We start from the raw sequence: 18,785 nt of genomic DNA, 5'->3' as shown, positions 1-18,785 counted from the left end.
GTCCGGAGCAATCTGGCCGTAGGTTCAAGGCATGACGAACGCACCGGAGATCACCCGCACCCGCAGCGACTACGCCCGGCACGCCCCCGACATGTTCCGCTCCATGCTGGCGTTCAGCAATGCCGCCGCGAAGGGCGTGGACCCGGTGATCGCCGAACTGGTCAAGATCCGCGCCTCGCAGATCAACCGCTGCGCGTACTGCCTGGACATGCACATCGCCGACGCCCGCAAGGCCGGCGAGAGCGACGAGCGGATCTTCCTGCTCAGCGCCTGGGAGGAGGTCGAGGGCCGCTACACCGAGAAGGAGCGGGCGGCGCTCGCCCTGACCGAGGCGGTCACCCTGCTCACCGAGGGCTTCGTGCCCGACGAGGTCTACGCGCGGGCCGCCGAGCACTTCGACGAGGGTGAGCTGGCCCGGCTGGTCGCGGCGATCGTGTCGATCAACGCGTGGAACCGCTTCAACGTCACCTTCCGCACGCAGCCCGGGGGCGCCAAGTGAGCGCGGGCGCACGGCGGTTGCGGGAACTGCACCACGGACGGGCGGCCGTCGACCCGCTGGTTCTGCCGGGGCCCTGGGACGCGGGCAGCGCCCGGGTGTTCGCCGACGCCGGCTTCGAGGCGCTGGCGACGCCGAGCGCCGGGGTCGCGGCCAGCCTGGGCTACGCGGACGGTGAAGGGACGCCGCCCGCCGAGATGTTCGCCGCGATCGCCCGGATCACGCGGGCCGTGGACGTGCCGGTGACGGCCGACGTGGAGGCCGGATACGGGCTGTCCGCGAAGGAGTTGGTGGAGCGGTTGCTGGAGGCGGGGGCCGTCGGCTGCAACCTGGAGGACTCCGACCCGGCGAGCCGGCGGCTCAAGGAGCCGCAGCGGCAGGCGGAATGGCTCGCCGAGGTGCGGGCGGAGGCGGGTGACGCACTGGTCCTCAACGCCCGCGTGGACACGTTCCTGCGGGGGGACCGGACGACCGCGGCGGCGGTCGAACGCGGCCGCCTGTACGCGGCGGCCGGGGCGGACTGCGTCTACCCGATCATGGCGCCGCCCTCCCAACTCACGGAGCTGGCCGAGCAGATCGGGCTGCCGCTCAACGCCTTGTGCAAGGCGGGTGGGCCCGCGCCTGTGGAACTCGGCGCGTTCGGCGCCACGCGGGTCACCTTCGGTGGGGGCCTCCACACCCAGGCGATGGCCTCCCTGGCCGAACTCGCCACTTCCCTCCGCTGACCCGGCCCCGCACGGGCCGTCCGCCGGCGACGGCCCCTCGCGGGGCAGGCGGTGCCCCGCCAGGGGCGCGGGGTCCCCCAGGGCTGCGCCTGGGAGGTGCCCCCAGCGCGCTCAACCCCCACCGGCCGTCCGCCGGCAACGCTGCCCCCGGGGCAGCAACGTGCCCCGCCAGGGGCGCGGGGAACTGCGCGAGCAACCGCCCACCGACCATCCGCCGGCGACGGCCCCTCGCGGGGCAGGCGGTGCCCCGCAGGGGCGCGGGGTCCCCCAGAGCTGCGCCTGGGAGGTGCCCCCAGCGCGCTCAGCCCGACTGCGGGCCGCAGTTCGCCACCGCCCCGAAGGGGCAGATCGGTCCGTCCCGGACCACCGGCCGGTGGCCGGTTGCGCGCGCAGTTCCCCGCGCCCCTGATGGGTGCCCTACACCGCAGGGTGGCCCAGGGCCGGGGTCCGGCCAAGAAGGTTGCCCCACACCGCCAGGTGGACCCGCAAGGTGGGCCAGGGGGCGGCGGGGCCGCGGAGTGGGGGGCCGGGGTGCGTGGCCGGGTGACCCTAGCGGGAGGCGGGGGGGTCGGGTTTGACGATGGCGGCCTGGGGGCGGATGGGGAGGCGGTTGACCGGGCGGCCGGTGGCCGCGCGAACCGCGGCGGCCACCGCGGCCGGGGACGTCACGACGGGCACCGCCGAGACCGCCTTGGCCCCGAAGGGCGCGACCACGTCCCGCTCCTCCACGAGCTTGACGATCCGCACCTCGGGCGCGTCCAGCGCCGTGGGCAGCGGGTAGCCCGTGAGGCTCGGCCGCTTGATGATGCCGCGCGGCGCCCGCAGGTCCTCCATGAGCGCCATGCCCACGCCCTGGGTGACGCCCGCCTCGATGCGCGCCGCGACCTGCCGCGGGTTGAGGACCCGCCCCACGTCCTGCGCGACCGCCAGCTCCACCACCCGCACCGAACCCAGCTCGATGTCGACGTCGACCACCGCCCGCACCGCGCAGAACGTCAGCCCGACGAACGCGTCGCCCTGCCCGTTCTCGTCCAGCCGGTCGGTGGGGTGCGGCCGGCACTGCGCGGTCGCCCACAGCTCCTTGCCGTCGAGCGTCTCGGCGACCGTGGTGGACAGCACCCCGTCGTACGAGGTGATCTTCCCGTCGGCGATGGTGAGCAGCTCCACAGACATGCCGAACTGCGCGGCCAGCGGCTGCAGCAGCTGCGTGCGGACCATCTTCGCGGCCCGCTCCACCGCCCCGCCGGACACCCAGGTGTGGCGGCCGCGCGCGGCGGGACCGGCCGGCGGCTGGTCGGTGTCGGACGGCAGCACCCGCACGTCCTCGACGCCCAGGACGTCCTGGACGATCTGCCGGGCCAGGGTGGTGAAGCCCTGGCCGGTGTCGACGGCCGCGCAGATGACGGTGGCCCGCCCGTCGTGGATGCGGACGGTCGCGGTGGACACCTCGTCGGTGCCCTCGGCGCCCAGCACATGGACCATGCCGAGCGCGAAGCCGACGCCGCGGCGCACCGCGCCCGGCTCGCCCGCGCCGGACAGCCCGCCGGGCAGCAGCCACTGGGACTCGTCGTCGCCGTCCGGCAGCGGCGGCAGGTCGGCGTCGCGCACCGCCTTGAGCAGCTCGCCGACCGGCGCCGGGCAGGTGACGGTCTGGCCGGTGGGCAGCAGGTCGCCGGTGGCCAGCACGTTGCGCATCCGCACCTCAGCCGGGTCCAGGCCGAGTTTGGCGGCGAGCTTGTCCATCTGGCCCTCGTAGGCCGCGCACACCTGGAGGGCGCCCTCGCCGCGGACGTGGCCGGACGGCGGGTTGTTGGTGCGCACCGCCCAGCCCTCGACGAAGACGTGCGGCACCACGTACGGGCCGGCCGCGAAGGACACCGCGGCGGCGAGCGCGTCCGAGGACGCGTCGGCGTACGCGCCGGCGTCGAGCAGGATCTGCGCCTCGACCTTGACCAACCGCCCCTCGGCGTCGGCGTGGTGGCGGTAGCGCAGCAGCGTGGGGTGGCGGTGGGCGTGGCCGAGGAAGGACTCCTCGCGGGTGGCCACGAACTTCACCGGGCAGCCGGTCCGCAGCGCGAGCAGGCCGAGCGGCAGCTGGATGCCGGAGTCCTCGCGGTCGCCCATCGCGCCGGGCACGCCGGTGACGACGACCTTGACGCGGTCGGCCTCCAGGCCGAAGCAGGCGGCCGCCAGATCCCGGTCGGCGTGCGGGTCGGTGGAGGCGACGTACAGCTCGACGCCGCCGTCGGGGCGCGGCACCGCGAGGCCGGCCTCGGCGCCGATCGGCGCCGGGTCCTGCCGGCCGACCCGGTACAGGCCCTCGACGACGACCTCGCCGACCGCGTCGGGGTCGCCGAAGCGCAGCGGGATGTGCCGGATCAGGTTGCCGTCGGGGTGCAGCGGCTCCGCGGCGAACGCCTTCTCGGGGTCGGTGACCGGCTCCAGCACCTCGTACTCGACGAGGATGGCCGCGGCGGCCAGGCGCGCGGTGTCCGGGTGGTCGGCGGCCACCGCGGCGATCGGCTCGCCGTGGTGCCGGACCATGGTGGCGGCGAAGACCGGGCGGTCGACGACGCGGCGGCCGTGCATGGCGTCGCCGGGCACGTCCTCGTGCGTGAGGACGGCCCGCACGCCGGGCATCGCGGCGGCCTCGGAGGTGTCGATGCGGGTGATCCGGGCGTGCGGGTGCGGCGAGCGCAGCACGGCGGCCCAGAGCAGGCCCTCGGCCCACAGGTCGGCGGCGTACGGGTAGGTGCCCTGCGCCTTGGCGAGCGCGTCGGCAGAGGGCAGGGACGCGCCGATGCCGTGCGGTGCCTCGCCCTCGGCGAGGGTGTCGGTGGGAGCGCCGGTCCCGTCGATGATGCTCACCGTCCGCCTCCTGCGGGCGAGTCCGAAGTCGTTGCGTGCCGGGGGCCCGTCCCGGGCAGTGCGGCCGCGGTCATCGGGCGCCCTCCGGAGCGGCCGGGCCGCCCTGGTGCGGGACGCGGACCGCGTCCTCGGCGGCTCCCGCGTCGTCCTCGGCCGCACGGTCCGCGACGACCTGCCGGACCGCGTCCAGCATCCCGCGGTAGCCCGAGCAGCGGCACAGGTTGCCGGACAGCGCCTGCCGCACCTCCAGGTCGGTGGGGCGGTGGTTGCCCTCCAGCAGGTCGTGGACGGTCATCGCCATGCCGGGGATGCAGAAGCCGCACTGGACGGCCCCGCAGTCGGCGAGCGCCTGCTGGACGTCGGAGGGCCGGCCGTCGACGGCCAGGCCCTCGACGGTCCGCACCTCGGCGCCCGCCGCGGTGGCCGCGGGCACCAGGCAGGACGCCACCAGCCGACCGTCGACCTTCACCGAGCAGGCCCCGCATTCGCCCTGCTCGCAGCCGTCCTTGGCGCCCGCCAGGCCCAGCCGCTCGCGCAGCACGTACAGCAGCGACTCGCCGAGCCAGGCGTCGGTGACCGGCCGCTCGGTGCCGTTCACGCGGAGCGTGTAGGAGGCCAGCGGGTGCTCGCTGCGGCTCTCCTCCACCGGCTCGGGTTCTGGCTCGGGTTCGGCCTCCTCGGCGGACTCGGCGCCGGGCAGCGCGTCGTCGGCCGGGTCCTTCTCCGGCAGGGCGGCGGCGCCGGTCCCGTCGGCGTCCGGTGCGTCCGCCGGGTCCGCGGCGTCTGCGGAGTCCGGGTTCTGGTCGTGCTCGGCGGGGGCGTCGCCCGCCGTTGCGTCCGGCCGCGGCTCGGCCTCGGGAAGCGGCTGCGGCTGCGGCTGCGGCTGCGGAACGGCGGTGCCGGACGGCTCCTCCGCGCCGAAACCCTCGCCGCCGGAGGCGGCGTCGGACGCGGCGTAGGCGTGCCCGTCCTCCCCGCCCGCCGGCCCACCCGGCCCGTACCCGGCCCCGTCGGCACCGGCACCGCCCGAGGCGTCCACGGCCCCGCGGCCGTCACTGCCGCCTGCGGAGTACGAAGTCCCGTGCGCGTCCGCGCCGTCCACGTCATAGGCCGTCCCGCGGCCGTCACTCGCGGCCGGGGCGTACACCGTCCCGCGGCCGTCGCTCGCCGCGGCGCCGTACGAAGTCCCGTGCGCGTCCGCGCCGTCCACGTCATAGGCCGTCCCGCGGCCGTCACTCGCCGCGGGGGCGTACACCGTCCCGCGGCCGTCGCTCGCCACGGCGCCGTACGAAGTCCCGTGCGCGTCCGCGCCGTCCACGTCATAGGCCGTCCCGCGGCCGTCACTCGCGGCCGGGGCGTACGCCCTCCCCCGACCGTCGCTCGCCACGGCGCCGTACGCGGTTCCGTCCGCGCCGGGTGACCCGAACGGGATGCCGTCCGCGCCGGGGCCGCCCTGGCCCGGCCGGCCGTACGAACTGCCGTGCGCGTCAAGGCCGTCGGTACCGCCGCCGGCGTACGCCGTGCCGCGGCCGTCGGTGCCGGGGAGGCCGGTGCCGTAGCCGGCGGGGGCGGCGCCCGGCGTGTAGCCGGCCTGCGCGGGAGGCAGTCCGGTGGCGCCGTGCTCGTCGCGCGGGTGGCCGTAGGGCGGCGCGTCGCCGGCGGCTTGCTCGGGGTCCCCGGCGGGGCCGGTCCAGGCGGCGTCGGCGGCCGGGGCGTGCGCCGGCTGCCAGGGGGCCGCCTCGCCGGCCTGCGGGCCGCTGAACGGCATCGCCCACTGGCCGGTGCCGGGCGAGCCGGGCGGCTGCTCCGCGGCGGCCGGCCCGGTCTCGGCGGCGTCCGCCGCCCCCGCGGCCGACGCGCGGGCGGCCTGCGCGGCGGCCGCGCCCTGCCCGAACATGCCGGCGGGGAAGGACTGCGTGGTGGACGCGGCCGGCGAGGGCGCCTGGTCCCAGGACGAGGTGAACGCGCCGACCGAGTACTCGCCCGAGTCGGGTTCCGGTTCGTCCCTGATGACCGGGATCGTCCAGGTGGTGGCGGGGTCGCCGGCGCGCGGGCCGGGCCCCGTGGGGCCGTGCGCGCTCAGCGGGTCCTCGCCGGGCCGCGGCTCCGGCGGCAGTTGGGCGGCGAAGGAGACGTGCATGGTCTGGTCGGGGTCGTAGTCCCCGCCGCCGGGAACCGGCTGCCAGGCCCCGGAGTTGCCGTGGCCTTCGCTGCCAGGGTGCGACTGGTCGGTCATGCCAGGGCCCTCCCGAGCGCTCGACGGGACAGTGCCGCCACGGTACGCCGCAGCTGCAGGGCGGCGGGCGGCAGTTCGACCCCGGGCTGGTCGGGGATGCAGGCGGCGGCGACGTACTCGCCGAAGGCCGTGCACGCCTCGTCGGCGAGGGTGCGTTCGCCGTCCCAGTCGATGAGCCCGGCGACCCACTGCTCGGCCTCCAGCGGGCGCAGCGGCACCGGCGCGACGGCGCCCACCGAGCAGCGCACCTGCCGCCTGGCGGGGTCGACGACCAGGGCGACGGAGGCGATCGCACGGCCGGGGCCGGTGCGGGCGGTGGCCTTGAGGAAGGTCTGCGGGGCGTGCAGCAGCGGGATGCGGACGAAGGCGAGCAGCTCGCCCGGCCGCATCGGGTCCATGCCGGTGAGCAGGTGGCCGATGGGCACTTCGCGGTCGCCCTCGGGGCCGGCGAGGATCACGCCGGCCTCCAGCGCGGCGAGCACCGGCAGGGCGTCGCCGGTGGGCGCTGCGGAGGCGATGTTGCCGCCCAGCGTGCCGGCGTTGCGGATCTGCGGCGGTCCGGCCGAGCGCGCGGCGGTGGCCAGCGCCGGGATCAGCGCGGCGAAGTCCGGGCGGCCCATGCGGGCGTGGGTGAGTCCGGTGCCGAGCAGCGCGGCCCCGTCGGCGTACTGCCAGCCGCGGATCTCGCTGATCCGGCCGAGGCCGACGAGCGCGGCGGGGCGCAGCAGGCCGGAGTTGACCGCCGCCATCAGGTCGGTTCCCCCCGCGACGGGCACGGCACTGGGCATGTCGGCCAGCGCCGCCACCGCCTCGTCCAGCGAGGACGGCAGCAGGACGTTCTCCGCCGCCTGCCGTGCATACGTGCTCACGCAGCTGCCCCTTCCCGGCCTTCCTCCGTCGCGCGGTAGCCGTACCGTACGTGCTGACAGCCCGGACGTGGCAACTCTGGCACATGTTCCGGGGCGGCCGACGCGAGGGTCCACGAAGTACCGATCCGCCCTTACCGGGCTCGATCGTACGTCTGCGCCCGCATCGGCCACCATGCCGGAATTGCCGTACTTCTGGGCTCTTGCGGCGGTACGGCTCCACGGTGCCAGCTCGCCGCCCGCGGCGGAGGGGAGTTGCGGAACGGGTCACACGATCGGGGGCGGTCCCTCCTTGGGCCGGCCGGTGACCCCGGGGCGGCGCTGCCAGGGCAGCGGGCCCTGCGGCCTGCGGTATTCGACGCCGAGGGCGTCGAGTCGGGCGTAGTGGGTGGCCATCCGCGCCTCGAAGCCGGCCCAGTCGCGCTCGGCGGGCGCGGGCAGTTCGGACCAGGCGACCTCGGCGAAGGCGGCCAGCCGCGGGAAGGCCATGTAGTCCACGACGCGCGCGGAGTCCAGCACCTCGGTCCACAGGTTGGCCTGGGTGCCGATCACCCGCCGGGCCTCCTCCCCGGTGAGCGCGGCGGGAACCGGCTCGAACCGGTAGACGTCCTCCAGGGTGCGCACGTGCGCGATCGGCACGGGCTCGTCCGGGGAGTCCGACTGCCGCCAGTCCAGGTAGACATGGCTCTCCGGGCACATCACCACGTCGTGGCCGGACTTCGCGGCCGCGATGCCGCCGGCGAAGCCGCGCCAGGAGGACACCGCCGCGCCGGGCGCCAGGCCGCCCTCCAGGATCTCGTCCCAGCCGATGAGGCGGCGGCCGCGGTCGGCGAGCCAGCGGTCGAAGTGCCGGATGATCCAGCTCTGGAGCTCGTCCTCGTCCTCCAGGTCGAGTTCCTTGATCCGGGTCTGGGCGGTGGCCGAGTCGCGCCACTGCTCCTTGGGGCACTCGTCGCCGCCGACGTGCACGAACTCGCCGGGGAACAGGTCGAGCACCTCGGTGAAGACGTTCTCGTAGAAGCGCAGGACCTCGTCGGTCGGCGCCAGCACGTTCGGGTTGACGCCCCAACTGGGCAGCACCGGCAGGGCGGCGGTGTCGACGACGTCGCTGTTGCCGAGGTCGGGGTAGGCGGCGATGGCGGCCTGGGAGTGGCCGGGGATGTCGATCTCGGGCACGACGGTGATGTGCCGCTCGGCGGCGTAGGCGACGATCTCCCGGATGTCGTCCTGCGTGTAGTAGCCGCCGTGCGGGCGCTCGTCCCACAGCGTCGACTCGCGCAGGCCGACCTTGGTGCGCTCGCGCCAGGCGCCCTTGGCGGTCAGTTCGGGGTAGCGGCGGATCTCCAGCCGCCAGCCCTGGTCGTCCGTCAGATGCAGGTGCAGCACGTTCAGCTTGTGGGCGGCCATCAGGTCGAGGTAGCGCAGCACCCCGTCCTTGGGCATGAAGTGGCGGGCCACGTCCAGCATGAAGCCGCGCCAGCCGAACCGGGGCGCGTCGGACAGGTGGCCGGACGGCACCTGCCACACCCGCTCGCGCACCGGGGCGCGCCGGAAGGCGTCGGGGCCGAGCATCTGGCGGAAGGTCTGGGCGCCCCAGAAGACGCCCGCGGGGCCGGCGCCGGTGATCCGCACGCCGGAGGCCGGGTCGACGGTGATGCGGTACGCCTCGGGGCCGCCGGGCACGGTCTCGTCCACCGCGAGCCGGACGACGCCGTCGGCGGAGCGGTCGCCGGGGGCCAGCGGCAGCCCGGTCGCGGCACCGACGGCCGCCCGCAGCCAGCGCGCGGCGCCTTCGGTACCGGGTCCGGCCTCCAGTGTCGTCCCTGGCGCCAGCGTGAACGTCTCGTCGGCCGCGTAAGCGGTGGAGTGACTGGGGGTGGGGAGGAGATCCATGGGGCCATCCTGCCCCGCCGACCGCCAACTGGCATAGACCAATTCACGAACCGGAGGCGGCAGCTCCGGCCGGCCGGACGGCCCGCGCAGGACGGCCTCCGCGGGCCGCTACAGGGCCTGGCGGCGGCGGGACTGCAGGCGGCCGGCCATCAGCAGGGCGGCGGCCCAGCCGCCGACCGTCCACACCAGGTGCCCGACCGCCAGGAAGGCCCACTCGCCGTGGCTGGCGTCGCCGCGGGCGGCCAGCGCCAAGGTGCCGCCCGCCAGGGCCGCGGCGGCGGCCAGGTGCAGCCGGACCAGGCCGTTGTAGTGCAGGATGCGGCGGGCCAGGGCCGCGCCGTACCACCAGGGCACCGCGGACACCAGCAGCAGCACCCCGAGCAGCCCGGTGAGCGCGATGGGCACGTCGGCCCACAGGGGCCAGGTGCGGCCGTGCCAGCCGCGGTCGGCCACCAGGCCGGTGGTGAGCAGCACCGGCAGCGGCAGCGACGCGGAGACATGCACCGCGCTGATCCGCCACAGCCAGGAGTCGCCGGCCATCTCGGTGCGGGTGGTGGCCCTGATGCTGCGCAGCCGGGCCCGGGCGGTGACCCCGGAGCGCCGGGTGCCGGCCCTGACCACCAGCGCGATGATGACGAACGTCACGGCGACCACCGCGCCGCCGGCGATCAGCTGCCAGGTGCCGCCGGTCTCGATCCGGTAGAACTGGGTCGCCCAGAACAGGGCGAGGCCGACGCCGCCGATCACCATGCCGCCGCGGGGGGCGGTGAGCTGGCCCGGGTCGGCGCCCAGGGCCAGCGCGCGGCGGGCGACCTCGGCGTGCTCGGCCCGGTGCCGGCGCGGTATCCGCCCGGTCAGGCCGCGTCCCGCGGACAGCGAGCGGGCCAGCGCCACCTGGGCCTCGGGCTCGCGCGGTGCGGCGGCCACGGCCCGGCGGGCGGCGGCCACCGCGTCGGGCAGCCGGCCCAGCCGCCGGTAGACGTCGGAGAGCAGCACGGACGGCTCCCAGCCGTCGGGGTCCGCGCCGTACGCGCGCAGCGCCACGGTCAGCGCGGCGTGCGCCTCGTCCAGTGAGAGGAGCACCACACCGGCCAGCACGAACACGTCGGCGGCCTCGGCGGGCCCGGCGTGCGCCAGCGCCCAGTCGACGGCCTCGCGGGCCTGTGCCGGCCGCCGCTCCTGGGTGAGCACCCAGGCGCGCAGCAGGTAGCCCGCGCTGCCGTTGCGTTCCACGAAGGCGTCGCTGACCAGCGCGTGCGCCTCGGCGAACCGCCCCTGGGCGACCAGGGCATGCACCCGCTCCCCGCTCACGGCGTCGTCCGGCCGCGCGTCGGGCGCATCCCAGGCGGCGAGTTCCTCGAACTCGTCGAACGGGTCGAGTGGCGCGTCGTCGTCGGGCATGCCCTCGGGACCGAGCGCGCCGCCGTCAGCCGTTGCCGCCCCCGCCGGACTTGTCGCCGCCGCCGCCGACCGGCATGCCCTCGTAGATCTCCTTGCACATCGGGCAGACCGGGTACTTCTTCGGGTCACGGCCGGGGACCCAGACCTTGCCGCACAGCGCGACGACGGGCGTGCCTTCCAGCGCGCTCGCCATGATCTTGTCCTTCTGGACATAGTGCGCGTAGCGCTCGTGGTCGCCGTCACCGTGGGAGAGCTGCGGAGTCGGCTCGACCAGGGTGCCGGTGCCCGTCCCGCGCTCGGGCTCAAGAGTGCTCATGACGCTCAAGCCTAATTGAGAGACGGATCGTCGGGATACGTGGCCACCATGGCCAACTCGTTGCGCTGTCGCCGCAGCACCGAGCGCCACATCCGTTCCGGGTCCGGGGCGGACACGTCGCCGGGTTCTGACTCCACCACGTACCAGGCGCCGTCGACGAGTTCCTTCTCCAGCTGGCCCGGCCCCCAGCCCGAGTAGCCGGCGAAGATCCGCAGCGAGCCCAGCTCGGCGGCCAGCAGTTCCGGCGGCGCCTCCAGGTCGACCAGGCCGATCGCGCCGTGCACCCGCCGCCAGCCCAGCAGGCCCGAGCCCTCGTCGGGCCGCGGTTCGCCGGGCACCACGGCGAGGGCGAGCGCGGAGTCCAGCGAGACCGGGCCGCCCTGGAAGACGACCTGCGGGGTGCCGGCCAGCGCGGCCCAGGTCTCCAGCACGTCGCCCACCCCGACCGGCGTCGGCCGGTTCAGGACGACGCCCAGCGTCCCCTCCACGTCGTGGTCCAGCAGGAGCACCACGGCCCGGTCGAAGTTGGGGTCCGCCAGCTTCGGGGTCGCGACCAGCAGTCGCCCTGTGAGCGAGGACACCTCGGTCATGGACCCATGATCCCGCATGGCCGGGGCACACGGAGGGTCAACCGCGGGTGCCCGTCAAGCGCATTACCATCTCTTCGTGGTTCCCGGCCCGGAGGTGGCGCGGGACCTGTTCCGGTACGCGGCCGCGCGCCGCCCTGCCCGTTTGACCGCTCCGACGATCGCGAGTTCCATGACCGACATCGCCGACGTACTGCTTGTCCATGGTGGGACCCCCCTGGAGGGCGAGATCCGCGTCAGAGGCGCGAAGAACCTCGTGCCGAAGGCCATGGTCGCCGCCCTGCTGGGCAGCGAACCGAGCAGACTGCGCAACGTCCCGGACATCAGGGACGTGCGCGTCGTGCGCGGACTGCTCCAACTGCACGGCGTCACCGTCAGCTCCGGCGAGGAGCCGGGCGAACTGATGCTGGACCCGACCCGGGTGGAGAGCGCGAACGTCGCGGACATCGACGCGCACGCCGGGTCCTCGCGGATCCCGATCCTGTTCTGCGGCCCGCTGCTGCACCGCCTCGGCCACGCCTTCATCCCCGGCCTGGGCGGCTGCGACATCGGCGGCCGGCCGATCGACTTCCACTTCGACGTGCTCCGCAAGTTCGGCGCGACGATCGACAAACGGGCGGACGGCCAGTACCTGGAGGCACCACGCGGTCTGCGCGGCTGCAAGATCCGGCTGCCCTATCCGTCGGTGGGCTCCACCGAGCAGGTGCTGCTGACCGCGGTACTGGCCGAAGGTGTCACCGAACTCACGAACGCGGCCGTCGAACCGGAGATCGAGGACCTGATCTGCGTTCTGCAGAAAATGGGCGCGATCATTTCCGTGGACACCGATCGCACCATCCGTATCACCGGCGTCGACAAGCTCGGCGGTTACACCCACCGCGCCCTTCCCGACCGCCTGGAGGCGGCGTCGTGGGCGAGCGCGGCGCTGGCGACCGAGGGCAACATCTATGTGCGCGGCGCCCAGCAGCGGTCGATGATGACGTTCCTGAACACCTTCAGGAAGGTCGGCGGCGCCTTCGAGATCGACGACGAGGGCATCCGCTTCTGGCACCCCGGCGGGCCGCTGAACGCCATCGCCCTGGAGACCGACGTGCACCCCGGCTTCCAGACCGACTGGCAGCAGCCGCTGGTGGTGGCGCTGACCCAGGCGTCGGGGCTGTCCATCGTGCACGAGACGGTCTACGAGTCCCGGCTGGGCTTCACCTCCGCGCTGAACCAGATGGGCGCGCACATCCAGCTGTACCGCGAGTGCCTGGGCGGCAGCGCCTGCCGGTTCGGGCAGCGCAATTTCCTCCATTCGGCCGTGGTGTCGGGCCCGACGAAGCTGCAGGGCGCCGACCTGGTCATCCCCGACCTGCGCGGCGGTTTCTCCTACCTGATCGCGGCGCTGGCCGCGCAGGGCACCTCGCGGGTGCACGGCATCGACCTGATCAACCGCGGCTACGAGAACTTCATGGCCAAGCTGGAGAGCCTCGGCGCGCACGTCGAGCTGCCGCAGCCGAAGGCCAAGCAGGCCACCGCGGTGGCCTGACCGGCCCGGTCCGGCACGTCCGTACGGCCGAAGGGCGGCCTCCCCGGTCGGGGAAGGCCGCCCTTCGGCTGTTTCGCGCCCTGAGGGTGCTTACTTGCCCTTCGCGGCTTCCTTGAGCTTGGAGCCCGCGGAGACCTTGACGCTGTAGCCGGCCGGGATCTCGATCGGCTCGCCGGTCTGCGGGTTGCGGGCGGTGCGAGCGGCACGGTGGGTGCGCTCGAAGGTCAGGAAGCCGGGGATGGTGACCTTCTCGTCACCCTTGGCCACGATCTCACCGACGGTCTCAGCGAACGCGGCCAGAACGGCGTCCGCGTCCTTGCGGGTCACCTCTGCGCGGTCGGCCAGCGCGGCCACCAGCTCACTGCGGTTCATATCTGTACTCCCGTGTTCTTTCTGCCATGGGGGCGCGAGCTCGAAGCTGTTGCTGAGTCCTCACTGCCCAGGTGTGCATCCTGCCCCCATATATGGGGGGAAAGCCAATCGCCTGCCCGCGCGAGTCGCGGAAAAACCGCGGCAGGAGGCCCGCGATGACGCATTGTCGCCGCCCTGTCGACGCTCAGAACACGATTCCGCTTACGGCCCTCCGGGCTGTGACGGGGGCGCGACGAACGGTCACCGGCGGGGCCGGGCCGCGCCGGCGGTCAGGCCGGGACGGGACCGCGTCCGGCGGCCGCCACGGAGGGCCCCTGGGCCCGCGCCGCGTCCCGCACGGCGCCGGCGACGGCACCGGCCACCTTGTCGTTGAACACGCTGGGAATGATGTAGTTGGGGTTCAGCTCGTGGTCGCCGACGACCCCCGCCAGGGCCCGCGCGGCGGCCAGCATCATCTCGGTGTTGACCGTCCGGGACTGCGCGTCCAGCAGGCCGCGGAAGACGCCGGGGAACACCAGGACGTTGTTGATCTGGTTCGGGAAGTCGCTGCGTCCGGTCGCCACCACGGCGGCGGTCTCGCGGGCCGCGGCGGGGTCGACCTCCGGGTCGGGATTGGCGAGCGCGAAAACGATCGCCCCGTCGGCCATCCGGGCGATGTCGGTGCCGTCCAGGACGTTCGGGGCGGAGACGCCGATGAAGACGTCGGCGCCGACGACGGCCTCCTTCAGGGTGCCGGTCACGCCCTCGGGGTTGGTGTTGTCCGCGATCCAGCGCAGCGCCTCGCCGGCCTCGCCGCTGACCAGGTCCTCGCGCGCGGCGTGCACCACGCCGTGGATGTCGGCCACCACCGCGTGCTTGACGCCCGCGGCCAGCAGCAGCTTGAGGATGGCGGTGCCGGCGGCCCCGGCGCCCGACATGACCACCCGCAGCGCGTCCATCTCCTTGCCGACGCAGCGCAGCGCGTTGGTCAGCGCGGCCAGCACCACGATCGCGGTGCCGTGCTGGTCGTCGTGGAAGACCGGGATGTCCAGGGCCTCGCGCAGCCGGGCCTCGATCTCGAAGCAGCGCGGCGCGGAGATGTCCTCCAGGTTGATGCCGGCGAAGCCGGGCGCGATGGCCTTGACGATCTCCACGATCTGGTCCGGGTCCTGGGTGTCCAGGCACAGCGGCCAGGCGTCGATGCCCGCGAACCGCTTGAACAGGGCCGCCTTGCCCTCCATCACCGGCAGTGCCGCCTTCGGGCCGATGTTGCCCAGGCCCAGCACCGCGGAGCCGTCGGTGACCACCGCAACCGAGTTGCGCTTGATGGTCAGCCGGCGGGCGTCCTCGGGGTTCTCCGCGATGGCCATGCACACCCGCGCCACGCCCGGCGTGTAGACCATGGACAGGTCGTCGCGGTTGCGGATGGGGTGCTTGGACTGCATCTCGATCTTGCCGCCGAGGTGCATCAGGAACGTACGGTCGGAGACCTTGCCGATCGCGACGCCGTCGATGGTGCGCAGCTTGCTGACGATCTCGTCGGCGTGCGCGGTGGAGGTCGCGGCCACCGTGACGTCGATGCGCAGCTTCTCGTGGCCCGAGGCGGTGACGTCCAGGCCGGTGACCGAGCCACCGGAGGACTCCACCGCGGTGGTGAGCTGGCTGACCGCGGTCCCGCTCGCCGGGACCTCCAGCCGCACCGTGATCGAGTACGAGACGCTTGGCGCCGTTGCCATGACGACCTTCTTCCGGTTCCTGCCGAGGGTTGTTCGTGGTGCTGCTTGTCACGGGTTGAGGATGATCGTCCCGTTGACGACGTTCGATCGTCGCACCTACCGGTGGGTACCAGGAAACCGGTAGATGACGGAAGAGTACTTCCGCGATGTGAATCTCCGGCAACGGCCTGGGGCATCCCCCGGATTGCCGTCCGATGGGAAGAGGTTCGGGGATCGGTTTGTTAGCCTGGGTACGGCACCGGCTCGATCCAAGCCCCCGGGCCCAACCTTAGGCGCTTCGAGCGCCCACTTGCCGCGAGGCGAGCATGGCGGGTCGGTGTCACAGTCGTGTGGAGGCCCCTCCTTCGGGAGGGGCCTCCGGCGTTCCGCGGCTGCCTTCCGCACCTGCGCGAGGGGCGTCAGTCGGCCCGCAGCAGGTCGGGGACGCCGTCCGCGTCGGGCAGGTCGGCCTCGCGGGCCAGCACGGTGAGCCGCTGGGTGGCCCGCGTCAGGGCCACGTACAGCACCCGCAGGCCCGCCGGGGACTCCTCGGCGATCTCGGCCGGCGAGACCACCACCGTCGCGTCGTACTCCAGCCCCTTGGCCTCCAGGCTGCCCAGTGCCACCACCCGGTCCCCGAGGCCCTCCAGCCAGGCGCGGGCCTGCGCGCGGCGGTTCATCGCGACGACGACGCCGACCGTGCCGTCCACCTCGGCCAGCAGCCGCTCGGCCGAGGCCCGCACGTCCGCGCCCAGGTCCGCACCGGCCACCTCGTAGCGCGGCAGGACCCCGGTCGAGCGCACCGCGCGCGGCGGTTCGCTGCCGGGCATCGCCAACGCCAGCACGGTGGAGGCGACCTCGGCGATCTCCGCGGGGTTGCGGTAGTTGACGGTCAGCGTGAAGCGGCGGCGCGGCCGGGTGCCGAGCGCCTCGTCGCGGGCCCTGGCCGCCTCGTCCACGTCCGACCAGGAGCTCTGCGCGGGGTCGCCGACGATCGTCCAGGTGGCGGTGCGGCCGCGGCGGCCGACCATCCGCCACTGCATGGGCGTGAGGTCCTGCGCCTCGTCGACGATGACGTGCGTGTACTCGGTGCGCTCGCGGGCCAGCCGGTCCGCGCGCTCCCGGGCGCTCTCGCCGACCTGCGGCATCAGCTCGTCCAGGCCGGTGAGCTGGTCCAGCGGGTCCAGCTCGCGCTTCCTCTCCTGCGGCGGCGCGCCCAGCAGCATCTCCAGCTCGTCCAGCAGCGCCACGTCGTGCACGGAGGTGCCCTCGCGGCGCAGCGACCTGGCCACCCGGCGCACCTCCGGCGGGGTCAGCACGCGCCGGGCCCAGCGGCCCAGCCGCCGCTCGTCGGCGAGCGCGTCCAGTACGGCGCGCGGCTGCAGCACCGGCCACCACGCGTCGAGGAAGTCGGTGAAGTCCTGCTCGGTGGTGATGTCCTCGTCGAAGCCCTGCCGCTCCTCCACGGCCAGTTCCGGGTCGTCGATGCGGCGGCCGGCCTTGCGCCACAGCGCGTCCAGCAGCAGCCGGCGGGCGCGCGGGCGCAGCAGGTTGACGGGCGTGGTGCCGCCGAGCACCTGCCGGCGCACGGCGTCCAGTTCCTCCGCGTCGAGCTCCAGCCGGCGGCCGAAGGCCACCACGCGCAGCCGCTCCGGGCGGCCCCGGTCCAGGTCCAGGCAGCCGCGGGCCGCGTTGCGCAGCACCTTCTGCATCCGCAGCGAGCCCTTGATGCGGGCGACGGCCGGGTCGTCGTACAGGTCGGCGGTCACGCCCTCGACGAGCGAGCCCACCGCGCGGATCGCGACCTGGCCCTCCTCGCCGAGCGAGGGCAGCACGCCCTCGGTGTACGCGACCAGCAGCGGCGTCGGGCTCACGCACAGGATGCCGCCGGAGTAGCGCCGCCGGTTCTGGTACAGCAGGTACGCGGCGCGGTGCAGGGCCACCGCGGTCTTGCCGGTGCCGGGCCCGCCGCTGACCTCGGTGACGGACGCGGCGGGCGCCCTGATCACCATGTCCTGCTCGGCCTGGATGCTGGCGACGATGTCCCGCATGGAGTGGGTGCGGGCCTGGCCGAGCGCGGCCATCAGCGCGCCGTCGCCGACCACCGGCAGCCCGGTGGTGAGGTCGGGGCGCAGCAGGTCGTCCTCCACGCCGAGCACCCGGCGGCCCTTGGAGCGGATCACCCGGCGCCGCACGACCCGGCCCGGGGCCACCGGGGTGGAGCGGTAGAACGGCGCCGCGGCCGGCGCCCGCCAGTCGATGACCAGCGGCGCGAAGTCGTGGTCGAGGACGCCGATCCGGCCGATGTGCAGGGTCTCGGCGATCTCGGCGGCGGCGTCCGGGCCGACCGCGTCGTCCGCCGGCTCCACGGAGGTGTAGGCGCCGTCCGGGCCTTTCTGGCCGTCCTTGCCGCGCAGCAGGTCGATCCGGCCGAACAGGAAGTCCTCGAACTCGTTGTTCAGCTGGCTCAGGCGCACGCCCGCCCGGAAGACCTGCGCGTCCCGCTCGGCCAGCGCACCGGGCGTGCCGACGTGACCGCGCTGGGCGGCATCGTGCACCAGGAACTCCGCCTCGGTGATCTTCTCCTCGAGGCGGCGGTAGACCCGGTCCAGGTGCGCCTGCTCGGCGGCGATCTCCTGGTCCCTGACCCCCGGTGCTGTGGTCTGCGCTGCCACGCAGAACCCCCTTCTTTCGCGCGTCGTTCCTGCCCCTGCTGCGTGGGGAGCAGCCTGCAACCGTACGCGACCTGCGGGCTTCTGCCCACCCGGCCGCGCCGCCGGTCAACTCCGCGCAGGCTGCGGGGAGGCGCGCCGGCGGTGCCGGGCGACGCGCTCGCGGTTGCCGCACACCTCGCTGCTGCACCAGCGGCGGCGCCGGCCACGGGAGGTGTCGAGGTAGACGAGGCCGCAGCTCTCGCCCTCGCAGGCGCGCAGGCGGGCGCGCGCGGCGGGGTCGGTGAACAGGTCGACGGCGTCCCGGGCGATCACGGCGAGCAGTGCCTCGCAGGTCGGCGGGGACGCCAGAAAGCGGGCGAGCGTGCCGTCGTCCTGGCGGACGGCCGCCGGGGCGGGGGGCGCGGCGCGGGCGGCGGCGTTCAGGGCGTCGAGGTCGGCCGCGGCCGGGGGGTCGCCGCGCAACTGGGCGGCGAGGAGGTGTTCCACGGTGGCGCGCAGCGCCGTGAAGGCGGGCAGCCAGTCCTGGCCGACGTCCAGGGCAGCGCCCCGGGGTAAGAGGGCGGCGCCCTCCACCCACTCCCGCAGGCGCGAGTGCCCGTCGAGCCGGTCCAGCGGGGGGCTTCCCGCGTGCGTGGCGACGAGGTCCAGGCATGGCCTGCCGCAGTCGAACCGGAGTTCCCCCGTACCGCCCATTCCCACCGCGCACCTCCTCTCCCCCACAGAGTGCCCCCCGCCCTCCGGGCCCGGCTACCCCACCTCCCCGCACCCGCCCCTCGGCGGGGCAAGCCCCATCGCCCCTCCGGGGGCGGCAACCCGGGGTACCCCCGGGCCGCCGTAGCCGGGTACCGCGCCGTTGCGGCTGGTCCCGCTGGGGGACCCCGCGCCCGTTGCGGCAACCGGGCAGCCCCCGAGGGTGCTTTGCCGTCTGCGACGCGCGTGGGTGGCCGGCCGCGGAGTTCCCCGCGCTCCCGGGAGCATCGCCCCTCCGGGGCGGGGGGCCCGGGCTGCCCCCGGGGCCGCCGTAGCCGAGTACCGCGCCGTTGCGGCTGGTCCCGCTGGGGGACCCCGCGCCCGTTGCGGCAACCGGGCAGCCCCCGAGGGTGCTTTGCCGTCTGCGACGCGCGT

Annotated in this window: 14 protein-coding genes; 3 read left to right on the top strand and 11 right to left on the bottom strand. The window is 74.8% G+C overall.

Features of this window, described 5'->3' with window-relative positions; genetic code table 11:
• Positions 1–31: 31 nt before the first annotated feature.
• Both ACH4TG_RS22180 and ACH4TG_RS22175 read left to right on the top strand, forming a co-directional pair.
• On the top strand, positions 32–499 hold the full coding sequence (locus ACH4TG_RS22180; RefSeq protein ID WP_398244134.1) for a carboxymuconolactone decarboxylase family protein: 468 nt from the start codon (positions 32–34) through the stop codon (positions 497–499).
• On the top strand, positions 496–1,221 hold the full coding sequence (locus tag ACH4TG_RS22175) for an isocitrate lyase/phosphoenolpyruvate mutase family protein (protein ID WP_398244133.1): 726 nt from the start codon (positions 496–498) through the stop codon (positions 1,219–1,221). The genes ACH4TG_RS22180 and ACH4TG_RS22175 overlap by 4 nt, the downstream gene beginning before the upstream one ends.
• Positions 1,222–1,770: 549 nt before the next feature.
• Here the strand turns inward: ACH4TG_RS22175 and ACH4TG_RS22170 are convergent.
• From ACH4TG_RS22170 to ACH4TG_RS22140, 7 genes are all read right to left on the bottom strand, one after another.
• Positions 1,771–4,083: a xanthine dehydrogenase family protein molybdopterin-binding subunit gene (locus ACH4TG_RS22170; protein ID WP_398244329.1), complete on the bottom strand. Its 2,313-nt coding sequence runs from the start codon at positions 4,081–4,083 to the stop codon at positions 1,771–1,773.
• Between the two features lie 76 nt (positions 4,084–4,159).
• Positions 4,160–6,325, bottom strand: coding sequence for a 2Fe-2S iron-sulfur cluster-binding protein (locus tag ACH4TG_RS22165; protein WP_398244132.1), 2,166 nt, complete (start codon positions 6,323–6,325; stop codon positions 4,160–4,162).
• Positions 6,322–7,194 (bottom strand): FAD binding domain-containing protein, encoded by an 873-nt coding sequence (locus ACH4TG_RS22160; RefSeq protein WP_398244131.1) that lies wholly within the window; start codon positions 7,192–7,194, stop codon positions 6,322–6,324. The genes ACH4TG_RS22165 and ACH4TG_RS22160 overlap by 4 nt, the downstream gene beginning before the upstream one ends.
• Positions 7,195–7,458: 264 nt before the next feature.
• Positions 7,459–9,084 carry a beta-N-acetylhexosaminidase gene (locus ACH4TG_RS22155; protein ID WP_398244129.1) on the bottom strand — a complete coding sequence of 542 codons (1,626 nt, stop codon included), beginning with the start codon at positions 9,082–9,084 and terminating at the stop codon, positions 7,459–7,461.
• A 108-nt stretch (positions 9,085–9,192) separates the two neighbouring features.
• Positions 9,193–10,485, bottom strand: a complete 1,293-nt coding sequence (locus tag ACH4TG_RS22150; protein ID WP_398244128.1) for a hypothetical protein — start codon at positions 10,483–10,485, stop codon at positions 9,193–9,195.
• Between the two features lie 25 nt (positions 10,486–10,510).
• Positions 10,511–10,801 (bottom strand): DUF3039 domain-containing protein, encoded by a 291-nt coding sequence (locus ACH4TG_RS22145; protein WP_398244127.1) that lies wholly within the window; start codon positions 10,799–10,801, stop codon positions 10,511–10,513.
• An 11-nt stretch (positions 10,802–10,812) separates the two neighbouring features.
• Positions 10,813–11,391 carry a YqgE/AlgH family protein gene (locus ACH4TG_RS22140; RefSeq protein ID WP_398244126.1) on the bottom strand — a complete coding sequence of 193 codons (579 nt, stop codon included), beginning with the start codon at positions 11,389–11,391 and terminating at the stop codon, positions 10,813–10,815.
• Positions 11,392–11,560: 169 nt separating this feature from the next.
• Here ACH4TG_RS22140 and murA point away from each other — a divergent pair, with 169 nt between their 5' ends.
• Positions 11,561–12,919: a UDP-N-acetylglucosamine 1-carboxyvinyltransferase gene (murA, locus tag ACH4TG_RS22135; protein WP_398244125.1), complete on the top strand. Its 1,359-nt coding sequence runs from the start codon at positions 11,561–11,563 to the stop codon at positions 12,917–12,919.
• Positions 12,920–13,009: 90 nt separating this feature from the next.
• Here murA and ACH4TG_RS22130 read toward each other — a convergent pair whose 3' ends face one another.
• The 4 genes from ACH4TG_RS22130 to ACH4TG_RS22115 form a co-directional block, all read right to left on the bottom strand.
• The gene (locus tag ACH4TG_RS22130; RefSeq protein WP_069466456.1) at positions 13,010–13,291 is read right to left on the bottom strand and encodes an HU family DNA-binding protein; all 282 of its coding nucleotides are present in this window, start codon (positions 13,289–13,291) and stop codon (positions 13,010–13,012) included.
• Positions 13,292–13,560: 269 nt separating this feature from the next.
• A complete protein-coding gene (locus ACH4TG_RS22125; RefSeq protein ID WP_398244124.1) occupies positions 13,561–15,006 on the bottom strand; it encodes an NAD-dependent malic enzyme in 1,446 nt (481 codons plus the stop codon).
• A gap of 398 nt (positions 15,007–15,404) precedes the next feature.
• Complete coding sequence (locus tag ACH4TG_RS22120; protein WP_398244123.1) at positions 15,405–17,660, bottom strand: HelD family protein; 2,256 nt, start codon at positions 17,658–17,660, stop codon at positions 15,405–15,407.
• Between the two features lie 105 nt (positions 17,661–17,765).
• Complete coding sequence (locus ACH4TG_RS22115) at positions 17,766–18,353, bottom strand: CGNR zinc finger domain-containing protein (protein ID WP_398244122.1); 588 nt, start codon at positions 18,351–18,353, stop codon at positions 17,766–17,768.
• Between the last annotated feature and the right edge of the window lie 432 nt (positions 18,354–18,785).

It is taken from the genome of Streptomyces sp. NPDC020917, from assembly GCF_044333795.1.
GTDB lineage: Bacteria > Actinomycetota > Actinomycetes > Streptomycetales > Streptomycetaceae > Actinacidiphila.
The sequence above is the reverse complement of the archived record's forward strand: the minus strand, read 5'-3'. Positions and strand labels throughout refer to the sequence as shown.

What these genes read in the sequence shown, in the direction of transcription:
- ACH4TG_RS22180 (WP_398244134.1), top strand. Translation starts at nt 32, where the DNA reads ATGACGAACGCACCGGAGATCACCCGCACCCGCAGCGACTACGCCCGG.
- ACH4TG_RS22165 (WP_398244132.1), bottom strand. Translation starts at nt 6,325, where the DNA reads ATGACCGACCAGTCGCACCCTGGCAGCGAAGGCCACGGCAACTCCGGG.
- ACH4TG_RS22155 (WP_398244129.1), bottom strand. Translation starts at nt 9,084, where the DNA reads ATGGATCTCCTCCCCACCCCCAGTCACTCCACCGCTTACGCGGCCGAC.
- ACH4TG_RS22150 (WP_398244128.1), bottom strand. Translation starts at nt 10,485, where the DNA reads ATGCCCGACGACGACGCGCCACTCGACCCGTTCGACGAGTTCGAGGAA.
- ACH4TG_RS22145 (WP_398244127.1), bottom strand. Translation starts at nt 10,801, where the DNA reads ATGAGCACTCTTGAGCCCGAGCGCGGGACGGGCACCGGCACCCTGGTC.
- ACH4TG_RS22140 (WP_398244126.1), bottom strand. Translation starts at nt 11,391, where the DNA reads ATGACCGAGGTGTCCTCGCTCACAGGGCGACTGCTGGTCGCGACCCCG.
- murA (WP_398244125.1), top strand. Translation starts at nt 11,561, where the DNA reads ATGACCGACATCGCCGACGTACTGCTTGTCCATGGTGGGACCCCCCTG.
- ACH4TG_RS22130 (WP_069466456.1), bottom strand. Translation starts at nt 13,291, where the DNA reads ATGAACCGCAGTGAGCTGGTGGCCGCGCTGGCCGACCGCGCAGAGGTG.
- ACH4TG_RS22125 (WP_398244124.1), bottom strand. Translation starts at nt 15,006, where the DNA reads ATGGCAACGGCGCCAAGCGTCTCGTACTCGATCACGGTGCGGCTGGAG.
- ACH4TG_RS22115 (WP_398244122.1), bottom strand. Translation starts at nt 18,353, where the DNA reads ATGGGCGGTACGGGGGAACTCCGGTTCGACTGCGGCAGGCCATGCCTG.